Consider the following 266-nt stretch of genomic DNA (forward strand, 5'->3'; position numbering starts at 1 on the left):
GATATCAGGTAGGAGAGAGGGGGTGGGTTTGGTGTGATTGTTGGTGAATGTGGGTGTTGGGGTGAGGAAGGTGGGAGGAGTGGAATGGTTGATGGTTGGAGTAAGATGAATGGGAGGATGAAGGATGTGTGTGGTGGAAGGATCCTGGGGAGGGGAAGAGTTGGGGTGATATTGGAGGGGTGGTATGGGAAGAGAGTGGTTGTTGGGGTGGTGGAAAATGGAGTTTGGGTACATAATGTGAAGTACTGAGATTTGCGAGGAAGTAA

Annotated in this window: 1 protein-coding gene; it reads left to right on the forward strand. The window is 50.4% G+C overall.

Features of this window, described 5'->3' with window-relative positions; translation table 11 throughout:
- Positions 1-84 precede the first annotated feature (84 nt).
- Positions 85-249, forward strand: a complete 165-nt coding sequence (locus FS628_RS31685; protein WP_186328051.1) for a hypothetical protein — start codon at positions 85-87, stop codon at positions 247-249.
- Positions 250-266: the final 17 nt, after the last annotated feature.

The organism is Paenibacillus xylanexedens (genome assembly GCF_007676705.1).
GTDB classification, from domain to species: domain Bacteria; phylum Bacillota; class Bacilli; order Paenibacillales; family Paenibacillaceae; genus Paenibacillus; species Paenibacillus xylanexedens_C.